Origin of the sequence: Nocardia abscessus NBRC 100374, assembly GCF_000308455.1 — a bacterium.
In the GTDB taxonomy this organism is placed as follows: domain Bacteria; phylum Actinomycetota; class Actinomycetes; order Mycobacteriales; family Mycobacteriaceae; genus Nocardia; species Nocardia abscessus.
This window is the reverse complement of sequence record NZ_BAFP01000026.1, coordinates 1-11,620: the sequence shown is the minus strand read 5'-3', so window position 1 is coordinate 11,620 and position 11,620 is coordinate 1. Positions and strand designations below refer to the sequence as shown.

Here is an 11,620-nt window from a genome sequence, read left to right as displayed (position 1 = left end):
GGCCTTCATCAACATCGGGCTGATGCCCGACGGCGGTGCGGCCGCGCTGGTCGCCGCGGCGGCGGGCCGCCCGCTGGCGGCGCGGATGGCGCTGCTGGGCGAGCGGCTGCCCGCACGCGAAGCCGCGGCCGCCGGCCTGTTCACCGCGGTCGTGCCCGATGACGAACTCGACGCCGCGGTGGAGGCCGGGGTCACGAAGATCGCCACCGGGCCGCGCCGCGCGCTGGAGCTCACCAAGCAGGCGCTGAACCAGGCCACGCTGGTCTCCCTCGACGCGGCCCTGGCCGCAGAGAAAGCAGGCCAGACCGAGCTGTTGCGCTCCCCCGATTTCGTCGAGGGCGCCACCGCGATGCTCACCAAGCGCAAGCCGGTCTTCGCCGACTGATCAGCCCGCCGGAACAGGCCGACCGGCAGGCGACTATGTTCATCGGCTATGACTTACCTGGTTACCGGGGCAACTGGGTTCATCGGTCGATTCCTCATCCCTGAGCTCCTGAAACGCGAGGGTGACATCCATGTACTGGTACGGGCGGGTGACGCCTCGGCCGACCGGTTCGCCTGCTGTGCGCAGGAATGGGCGGGCGGCGACCGCGTCCGTCCGGTTCGCGGCGATCTCGGCGCCCCGGGGCTGGGCATAGACCCGACCTGGCTGGCCCAGCATCGCGGCGCGATCCAGCACGTCTTCCACCTGGCCACGGGCTACGACCTGACCGAGCGCGGCGGCGGGACCAGGCACCTGGTCGACGTCGCCGAGGAGCTGGGCGTCGATCAGCTGCACCATGTCTCGACCGTGGAGGTGGCCGGGTCCACCGAGGGCCTGTTCACCGAGGAGATGTTCGATCACGGCCAGACACTGGCCACTCCACTGCAAAGGGCCAAATTCGAAGCCGAACGGATCGTGCGGGAGTCTTCGTTGCGCTGGCGGATCTACCGGCCCTCGATCGTGATCGGGCATTCCAGGACCGGCGAGATCGATCGGATCGACGGTCCGTACTACTTCTTCCGTCTGCTGCGCATGGGCGCGCAGCTGCCGAGGCTGCTGCCGGTGCTGGTCCCCAAGCTGGGCGAGACCAACATGGTCCCGGTCGATTTCGTCGCTCGCGCCCTCGACCACATCGCCCACCGCCCCGGCTCCGACAAGACCACCTATCACCTGGTGGATCCGCGCAGGCAGAGCGCGGTCGACGCGCTGAACCTGTTCGCCGACGAGGCGGGCGCGCCGCACCTGGTGGAGATCATGCCGAAGCGCACCCTGGACATGATGCTGCGCGTCCCCGGCGCCAATTGGCTGCTGCCCCGGGTCGGCGTGCCGCTGGATGTCCTGGAGCACAGCGAATTCGCCTGCTGGTTCGATTGCAGGCACACCAGCGCGGCGCTGGCGGGCACCGACATCAAGGTTCCGCCGTTGGACGCCTACGCGCCGCGGATCTGGAAGTACTGGATCGAGAACTGGGTCTGATCGGCGCCGCGGTTCCCACCCTGCCCGCAAAGACCGACCGCCTGGTCGCTCGCGGCAACCAGGCGGTCGGTGGAGTTCAGCCGGACGTTCCGGCTTCGTTCGGCAGCTCGGCGGCGATCAGAGGCCGAGACCCCTCGCGAGCACCGGCCACGACAGCTGGAACTCGTCGCGCCAGTAGCCCCAGGAGTGGGTGCCCGTGTTGCGGAAGTTGTAGGTGGCCGGGATGCCCAGCTGTTCCAGCTTGTTCTTCAGGTTGTTCGTGCAGTAGTTGGTGCCCGCTTCGATCACACCGCCGATGATGATCTGGTTGGCCAGGCCGTATGCGCCGGGAAGGGCGTACTGGCCGTTCAGCGTGTCGTACTGACCGGGCAGGCCGTTGCCGGTGGAGATGTACAGGTCCAGACCGCGCAGCCCCTCGGCGTTCACGTACGGGTCGTTGGCCACCCACTCCGGCGACCCTTCCGGACCCCACATGTTCTCGGTGTTGCCACCGCCCCAGGTCTCGACGGTCAGCTTGACGAACTCGGCGCCGACCGGGTCACTGGTCTGCGCGCAGCCGCTGTAGGCCGCGGCGGCCTTGTACAGGCCGGGCTTGGAGATCGGCAGCGCCAGCACCGTGGTGCCCGAGGTGGACAGGCCCGCGATGGCGTTCACGCCGTTGGTGCCCAGCGCGCCGTCGATCAGCGGGGGCAACTCCTCGGTGAAGAAGGTCTTCCACTTGTTGCGGCCGAGTACCGGGTCGTCCTTGATCCAGTCGGTGTAGTAGCTCCACTTGCCGCCGATCGGCTGGATCACGTTGACGTTCTTGTCCGACAAGAACTGCAGCGCATCGGTCTTCGCCTGCCACGAGGCTTCGTCCTCGCCGCCGCCCGCGCCGTTGAGCAGGTACAGCGTCGGGCGCGGAACGGAGGCGTCGGCCGGGCGCTGGACGTCGATGATGACCTTCTCGTCCATCGCCGCCGAGTACACGTACAGGCGGATGCTGCGCGCGTCCTTGTACTCGGCTTTGGTGATACGCGAACCGTCCGGGGCGACCGGGTCTGCCAGCAGGCTCTTGGAATCGATGATCGGGTCAGCTGTCGCGCTGGACGCGCCGAGACCGGTCATCATGCCCGCGAGCACTGCGGTTGCCGCGATCGCGGCCGCGGCCCGCAGGCCACCGCGCCGGGTCTGTCGACGTATCAATTTCGCACCTTCGCTTCGTCTCGAGATTCGCTCTGCATACCCCACGCGCCGGGTGGATGCCAGGACATCCCGCCCGACCATACGGCCTATGTAGTCGTCACAAAAGGGGACTTCGTTACCGCACCGTTGCCCCATCATGCCGGAACGGTGTCGATGCGATCATGACCGCCCCATGTTCCGTGTCGTTTCCCACCCCGGGGGATCCAGCAGTTCGGTCAGGCGTGGGCCGATCTGCGCCAGCGCTTCCGGGGAGGTCATCTGATCGTGCGGGACGCCGACGGGATGATCGTCGACCCGGCCGTCCACGTAGGGTTGCCAGCCGTCCGCCGCGGTGTCGTGACCGGCCGCGCTGAAGTAGTCCAGACGGCCGCGGTAGACCTTCGGCCGGTGCTCGGCGATCAGCTCGGCCGAGCGCACCGCGCTGCGGTAGATCCGGCGCACCCGGTCGGGGGTGAGCACCGCCATGTCGGGCGGGATGGTGGCGTGCAGCGCGGCCAGCGCGTCCTCGCTCAGGTCGTGGATGTCGCCGTCGCCGGGCAGCTGGGCGTCCGCGCCGATGCCGAGTTCGGCCAGCGCCTCGCGGATCGCCGCCCGGAAGTCCGTGACGTCGATGTCCGGATGACTGTCGAGCATGGTCAGCAGCCCGATGTCCTCCCCCGCCGCCTGCAACTCGGTCGCCACCGCGTGCGCCAGCACACCGCCGAGCGACCAGCCGAGCAGCCGATAGGGGCCGTGCGGCTGCACCGCGCGGATCTCGGCCACGTAGCGGCGCGCCATCTCGGTCAACGACCCCGGCAGGTAGCCCTCTTCGGTCAACGCGGGCGATTGCAGGCCGAAGATCGGCGTGCTCGCGGGCACGTAGCGCGCGAGACCGGCGTAGCACCAGGACAATCCGTACATCGGATGCAGGCAGAACAGCGGCTGGGCGGCGGCCGTGTCGTGCGGCACCATGGTCCGGATCGGCAGCAGCACACCGAGCGCCGCGTTCGAGTCCTGGTCGTAGTCGTGGTTCTCGGCCAGCGCGGCGAGGATCCGGGCGGCCAGCGCCGCCGGGGTGGAATCGGTGAAGAACCACTGCACCCGCACCTCGGCGCCGGTGAGCGTACGCAGCCTGCTGACCGCGCGCGTGGCGACCAGCGAGTTGCCTCCCAGGTCGAAGAAGTCGTCGTCCATGCCGATCCGCCGGACGTCGCCGGACTCGAGCACCTCGTCGAACACCTCGAGCACGGTCCGCTCCAGCGGCGTGCCCGGCGCGCGGTACGGGCGGGCCGCCATCCGCGGCGCGGGCAGCGCCTTGCGGTCGAGTTTGCCGCTGGCGTTCAGCGGCAGTTCGGCGAGCACGACCACCGCCGAGGGCACCATGTAGGACGGCAGCGCGGCACGGGCGTGCAGCAACAGCGCGGCCTCATCGATGGCCTCCCCCGGCACGGCGACCACATACGCGGCCAGCCGGTCCCCGCCTGCGCCGCGCACCAGCGCGACCGCGGCATGCCGCACCTGAGGGTGACCGGTCAGCACGGTCTCGATCTCCCCCAGTTCGACGCGCTGGCCACGCAGCTTGACCTGGAAATCACCGCGGCCCAGGTATTCCAGCGCTCCGTCACGCCAGCGCACGATGTCACCGGTGCGATAGAGCCGGGTGCCGCCCGCATGGGCGACGAAACGCTCGGCGGTGAGGGCCGGGGCCCCGAGATAGCCGCGCGCCAATTGCACACCCGCGACGTACAACTCGCCCGCCGCACCCGGCGGCACCGGCTGCAACTGCCGGTCGAGCACGTGCACGCGGGTGTTGGCCACCGGAACACCGATCGGAATCGCCGCCGCGGCCGTATCGCGCACCGGGTGGTCGGTGACCACGGTGGCCTCGGCGGGCCCGTACCAGTTGACCAGCGCGGCGCCGGGTGCGGTGGCGGCGAAGGTCACCGCGGTCTCCCCCGACAACGCCTCGCCCGCGGCGAACACCCGCCGCAACGACGGGTAGCTCGTGGCCGGGGTGGCGACGGGGTCCAGGAACGCATCCAGCATCGACGGCACGAAATGCACCGTGGTGACCGCGTTCTCGACGATGGTCCGGGCCAGGTAGGCCGGATCGCGATGGCCGTCGGGCGCGGCGACCACGATCGATGCTCCGGTCTGCAACGGCCAGAACAGCTCCCAGGTGGAGATGTCGAAGGTGATCGGCGTCTTGTGCAGCACCACGTCGTCGCCGCCGTGCGGATAGGCCGACTGCGCCCAGCGAAACTGGTTGACCATCTGCCGGTGCGTGATCATCACGCCCTTGGGGCGACCGGTAGAGCCCGAGGTGTAGATGACGTAGGCGACGGTGTCCGGGTGGACGTGCTGCGGCCACGCTCCCTCGTACGGCGGCAGATACAGCGTGTCCACCGCGATCACCGGGACACCGGTCGCGGTGTCGAACGCGTCCGCGGTGGTGGTCAGGACGCAGATCGGGGCCGCGCTGCCGAGAACGTACTCGCTGCGCTCGACCGGGTGATCCGGATCGATCGGGACATAGCCGCCGCCGGCCCGCAATACCGCGTAGATCGCCACGACCAGATCGATCCCGCGTCGCATGGCCACGGCGACCAGTGTTTCCGGGCCCACGCCCCAGCGCATCAGCTCGACGGCCAGGGAGCGTACGCGCGAATCCAGTTCGGCGTAGCTGAGGGTGGTGTCGGCGAAGCGCACCGCCGGCGCGTCCGGCGTGCGCGCCACCTGCGCGTCGAACAGCGACAGCAGCGTCGCGCCGTCCAGCAGTCCGGGCGCATCGGTGGCGTTGCGTGCGGCCAGCTCGGCGCGCTCGTCGTCGAGCAGCACATCGATCTCGCCGACGCGCGCCTGCGGGGTCGTTACGAAGCGTCCGATCAGCGCCGCGAGCCGGCGCGCGAGCGCTTGCGCCGCCGGTTCACCGGTCAGATCGCGCAGGTACTTCACCGAGACGCGCAACTGGCTGTCCAGCACCACCATCACCGTGAACGGATAGTGGGTGCCGCTGACCGCGCCGACGCCGGTGACGTTCATCCCGTCGATGGCGCTGGCCTGGTCCAACCCCTCCCGGTCCACCGGGAACGACTCGAACACGACCAGCGAGTCGAACAACCCTTCCACGCCGACGGCTTCCTGGATGTCGCTCAACCCCAGGTAGTGGTGATCCAGCAGCGCGGCCTGCTCGGCCTGCAACTGGCGCAGCAACCCGCCGAGCGTGCGGGTCGCCTCCAGCCGCACCCGCACCGGGATCGCGTTGAGGAACAGCCCGACCATCGCCTCGACGCCGTCCAGCTGGGGCGGCCGTCCGGACACGGTGGCGCCGAAGACCACGTCGTCGCGGTCGACGGTGCGACCGATCAGCAGTCCCCAGGCCGCCTGCACCACAGTGTTCACCGTGACGCCGAGACCCGACGCGAGCCGGGTGAGCGCGGTGGTGTCGGCCTGGGACAGCTCGAACCCGACCTCGCCGACGCCCGCGGAGATCTCGCGGCCGGGATCGACCGGCGCGAGCGGCGTCGGTTCGGTGACACCGGCCAGCGCGGCGCGCCACGCGGCACGGGCCGCCTCCGCGTCCTGCGCGACCAGCCAGGCCAGGTAGTCGCGATAGGACCGCACCGTGGGCAGGTGCCGGGAGTTGCCGCCGAGCGCGTACAGCGTGAGCAAGTCCTTCATCAACAGCGGCATGGACCAGCCGTCGAGGAGGATGTGGTGGCTGGTCACCAGCAGGTGGTAGCGGGCGGCGGTGGAGCGGATCAGCGCGAACCGCAGCAGTGGCGGGGTCCGCATGTCGAAGTGGTCGGCGAGCTCGGCCGCCGCGAGCCGCTCCAGCTCGGCCGCCGCGGCGGCCGGTTCCAGCTGACTCAGATCGATCAGCCGCCACGGCACTTCCAGCGAATCCTGCACGATCTGCACAGGATTGCCCTCACTGTCGTCGGCGAAGGCGACGCGCAGATTGTCGTGCCGGTCCAGCACCGCCTGTGCGGCGGCATGCATCCGGCGCGCGTCCACCGCGCCCCCGAGATCCAGCACGAACTGGGTGGTGTAGACGTCCACCGAGTTCTCGGCGAGCAGGGCGTGGAACAGCATGCCCGATTGCAGCGGGGTGAGCGGCCAGGCGTCGGTCAGGTCCGGGTAGGCGCGGGTGAAGCGGTCGATATCGGGCTGCTTGAGCCGCACCAACGGGAAGTCCGACGGCGTGAAACCGCCCGCGTCGGGACGCAACCCGTGCTCGGCCAGGCCGCCGAGCGCGCGAATCCAGTGCTCGGCGAACGTTTTCGCGTCCTCGCCACGGAACGCGGCGGCGGCGAAGTCGAAGCGGGCCAGCAGGCCGTCGTCGGTGGCGTCGACGGTCAGCACGAGCAGCAGGTCGTCGGACGGGATGTCGGTGTGCACCCGCGCCGGGCGCAGATCCCGGTAGCGCAGCGCGAACCGGCCGCGGCCGAGGCCGCGCAGTTCGGCGGCGGTCTCGGCATTGAGGTGGCGCAGCAGGCCGTAACCGACACCGCGTGAGGGCACCGACCGCCGCAGCTCCTTGATCTGCGCGATGGCGGCGCCCGCCGCGGGACCGCCGATCAGGGCGTCTTCGATGTCGATCCTGGTCAGGCGCAGCGGAAGCGGGTATTCGGTGACGAAGCCGCCCACCATGCTCTCCGCGTCGGCGTGGATGACCGCGCGCGGGTCGGCGGGCAGCCGCACGACCGAACCGATGGCGCGCGTGACGGTCTCGCCCGCGGAGGTGTGCAGGGCCAGCGCCAGCGCGGTGAGCACGATGTCGTCCACTCCGGCGTGGTAGGCCTCCGCGGCGGCGGCAACGGCCGCCGCGCCCTCCGCCGTGATCGTGAGCGAGACCCGGCTGCGTGCGCGCAGATCGCGGCCGTCGGCTCCGGCGCCCTCCGGGAGGGTGCCGAGTGTCCGTCGCCACCAGTCCATCTCGGCTACGGTGGCCGGCTCGTAGGCCTTGGCCGCCAGCGCCCGGATGAGCATGCCGAGGCCGGATTCCGCGGCCGCGGGCGCGGCGTGGCGTGCCCGGTTCCAGCGCGCGGTGAGCTGGTCGGCGATGGTCCGCCAGGAGATGTCGTCGACCACGAGGCTGCTGGCCACGATGATGAGCGTGGAGCGGCCCTCGGGACCGCCGGTGAGCACGAAGTAGATGTTGCGCCCCTGTTCGGGGTCGAGCGCGGCCGCGGCCGCCTGCACCACGTCGTCGATGGGCAGCGAGGTCTCGCCACGCTGGGCGTCCAGCCTGCGGAACGCCTCGCCCGTGCGCTCGTCGGCGGCCGGGATGCGCAGCACGGGCGCACCGCTGTCGTCGTAACGCACCCGTACCCACAGCATCGGGTGCTGGTCGAGCACGGCGGACACGGCGCCGCGCACCGTCTCGACCGAACAGGTCTCCGGGACGTCGAGGGCGATGGCCCGCACCTCGACGCCCTCCTCCAGCATCCGCGCCGCGTCCGGCGTGAGCGGCAGTTCGCCCGCCTCGTCACCGTGGCCGCCCTCCATCGCGGCGGCGCGGGCCAGGGCGGCGACAGTCCGGCATTCGAAGACATCACGCGGCGCGAAGGTCACCCCGCGGGCGCGTGAGCGGGAGACCACCTGGATGGACACGATGCTGTCGCCGCCGAGGGCGAAGAAGTCGTCGTCCAGGCCGACTCGGTCCACGCCGAGCACCTCACCGATCACCTCGGCGATCACGAGTTCGGCCGGGGTGCGCGGCGCACGGTAGGCGCGGGTGTCCACGGCGGGCTCCGGCAGCGCCTTGCGATCCAGCTTGCCCACGGGGGTCAGCGGGATGGCGTCGAGCACCACGATCGCCGCCGGAACCATGTACTCCGGCAGCGTGCGCCCGATCCGCTCGGTCAGCACGGCCGGATCCGCCGTGGCGTCCCTGGCCGGCAGCACGTAGGAGACCAAGATGGTCGCGCCGGAACCGGTTTCCCGGCCGAGGGTGACGGCGAAGTCGACTTCGGGCTGGGCCGCGAGCGCGGCGTCGATCTCGCCGAGCTCGATGCGGAAGCCGCGTACCTTCACCTGGAAGTCGTTGCGGCCCATGTATTCCACGACCGGCGCGGCCTCGGCCCTGCGCCAGCGCACCAGGTCACCGGTGCGGTAGAGGCGCTCGCCGGGCGCACCGTAGGGGTCGGCGACGAATCGCGCCGCGGTGAGCCCGGGGCGGGCGTGGTAGCCGCGCGCGAGCTGGATACCGCCCAGATACAGTTCGCCCGTGACGCCTTCGGGCACCGGGTGCAGCCTGCTGTCGAGCACCAGCGATCGCATGCCGCGGATCGGGCCGCCGATCGTGATCGGTTCGCCGGGCCGCAGCGGATCGCTGATGTTGGTCATGATGGTGGTCTCGGTCGGCCCGTAACCGTTGTGGAAGTCGCGCTCCGGCACGTCCGTCCACTTGGCCGCCAGATCGGCGGGCACCGCTTCACCGCCCGCCACGATGGTCCGCATCCCCGCCAGCGCGTCCGGGTCGAGCGAGGCGAGCACCGACGGCGTGAGGAAGGCGTGCGTGATGCCCTCGGCGCGAATCAGTTCGGCCAGTTCCTCGCCACCGAAGGTCAGCGGTGGCGCCAGCACGAGACCGCCCGCCGCGCCGAGCGCGAGCAGCATTTCCAGCATCGACGCGTCGAACGACGGCGACGCGAACGCCAAGGCGCGCGTCGACCGGTCGAGCCGGTAGCGCTCCACCTGCTCCGCGCTGAAGTTGGCCAGGCCGGCGTGGGTGACCACGACGCCCTTGGGCAGACCGGTGGAGCCGGAGGTGTAGATCACGTACGCGGCGTTGTCCGGGCGCGGCGCCGCGCGCAGTTCGTCGGGCCGCAACGGCTGGTCCGAGCGCACGGCGACGTCGACGGTGAAGTCGCGATCGTCCAGGACCATCCATGCGCCACCGGCGAGGGCGGGCAGGTTGTCCAGCTCGGCGGTGAGCGTCACGCCGAGCGTCACACCGGAATCCGCGACCATGTGCGCGATGCGCTCGGCCGGGTAGGTCGGGTCGATCGGGACGAACGCCGCCCCGGTCTTGGCCACCGCCCACAGCGCCAGCACCGATTCCACCGAACGACGGACGGCGATGGCGACCAGCACATCCGGTGCCGCGCCGTGGTCGATCAGCGCGCGCGCCAATTGCGCGGAGGCCGCGTCGAGTTCGGCGTAGCTGAAGGTGCGATCGTCGGCGACCACGGCGATTCCGGCGGGGTTCGCCGCGACGGCGGCGGCCATCAGCTCCGGCAGCGTGCTCGGCGGCACGGCGGGTGCGCCGGTACGGGCGATCAGGTCGGCGCGCTCGGAGTCGTCCAGGATCGCCAGATCACCGACGGCGGTGGCGGGGTACCGGGCGACGGCGGCGAGGATGCGGCGGAACCGGCGGCCGAACTCGATGATTGTCTGCTCATCGAACAGATCGCGGGCGTAGGTGAATTCGGCGGCGAGACCGGCCTCGGCGCCGGACTCGGTGCGCTGCTCGCGCACGGTCAGCAGCAGATCGAATTTCGCGGTGTCGGCGGCCGGGTCCAGCGCGGTGAAGCTCAGGCCGGGCAGTTCGAAGCTGGTAGCGGTGAGGTTCTCGAACGACAGCGCCACCTGGAACAGCGGGTGGCGGCCCGCCGAGCGCTCCGGGTCGAGCGCCTCGACCAGCCGCTCGAACGGGATGTCGGCGTTGGCGAAGGCGCGTAGATCGGTTTCCCGATTGGCGGCGAGCAGTTCGGTGAATGCGAGACCGGGCGCGACCCGGGTGCGTAGCACGAGCGTGTTGACGAACATGCCGATCAGGTCGTCGAGTTCGGCTTCGCCGCGCCCCGCGACGGGCGTGCCGATCGCGATGTCGTCGGTGCCGGACAAGCGCGACAGGAAGACCGCGAACGCGGTGTGCACCACCATGAACAGCGTGGCGTTGTGCTGCCGCGCGAGCCCGGCCAGTGCGGCGTGCACGTCGGCGTCGACGACGAAATCGGTCTTGCCGCCCGCGAAGGACTGAGCGGCCGGGCGCGGCCGGTCGGCGGGCAGGTTCAGCTCGTCGGGCAGGTCGGCGAGTTCGACTGTCCAGTAGGCCAGTTGCGCTCCCGCGAGCGACTCGGGATCGTCGTCGGCGCCGAGCACGTCGCGTTGCCACAGCGCGTAGTCGGCGTACTGGATGGGCAGCGGCGCCCAGGACGGCTCGCGGCCGCCGCCACGCGCCACGTAGGCCGACATCACGTCGCGGGTCAGCGGGCCCATCGACCAGCCGTCCGCGCTGATGTGGTGCGCGACGAAAACCAGTACGTACTCCGACCCAGCGAGCTGGAAGAGCTTGGTGCGCAACGGCACCTCGGCGGTGACGTCGAAGCCCGTCGCGACGATGCGCTGTATCTCACCGGCGACATGCTCGTCCCCGATCTGCGCGGGAGCCAGATCCACCGGCACCTCGTGCGGCGCAAGAACCCGCTGTACCGGGCCGTCCGGCGTCTGCGGGTAGACGGTGCGCAGGATCTCGTGGCGCGCGACGATATCGGCGACCGCAAGGCCAAGCGCGGTGACGTCCAGGTCGCCGGACAGGCGGATGGCGGCCGGGATGTTGTAGACCGAGGCCGAGGTGTCGAACTGGTTGAGGAACCACATGCGCTGCTGCGCGAACGACAGCGGCAGGTGGTCGGGCCGCGGTCCCGCGACCAGCGGGATGCGTTTGCGCGCGCCGGTGCCGTGTTCGACCTTGATCGCCAGTCCGGCGACGGTGGAGGCTTCGAACAGCACACGCACCGGAACACGCGCCTCCAACGCCGCGCCGATACGCGCCGCGACCTGCGTCGCCAACAACGAATTACCACCGAGGGCGAAGAAATCATCATCCGCACCGACACGCTCCACACCGAGCACCTCGGCATACACCGACGCCACGATCTCCTCGATCGGGGTCGACGGCGCACGAAACGCCTGAACCTCGAACTCCGGCTCCGGCAACGCCTTGCGATCGAGTTTGCCGTTCACGTTCAACGGCAAAGCATCCAA

4 protein-coding genes are annotated in these 11,620 nt (G+C 70.5%); 2 read left to right on the top strand and 2 right to left on the bottom strand.

The features are described from left to right. Positions 1-385: enoyl-CoA hydratase-related protein (locus ON19_RS04390; RefSeq protein ID WP_043687208.1), on the top strand; the 385-nt coding region annotated here is incomplete at its 5' end. Positions 386-433: 48 nt separating this feature from the next. Then, positions 434-1,459, top strand: coding sequence for an SDR family oxidoreductase (locus tag ON19_RS04385; protein WP_043687206.1), 1,026 nt, complete (start codon positions 434-436; stop codon positions 1,457-1,459). Positions 1,460-1,576: 117 nt separating this feature from the next. On the opposite strand, the gene ON19_RS04380 is transcribed toward ON19_RS04385, so the two are convergent. Continuing rightward, entirely contained in the window at positions 1,577-2,566 is a 990-nt protein-coding gene (locus ON19_RS04380) for an alpha/beta hydrolase (RefSeq protein WP_051168523.1), read from the bottom strand. 237 nt (positions 2,567-2,803) lie between these two features. Beyond that, the coding region (locus ON19_RS04375; protein WP_043687203.1) for a non-ribosomal peptide synthetase at positions 2,804-11,620 on the bottom strand (8,817 nt) is incomplete at its 5' end.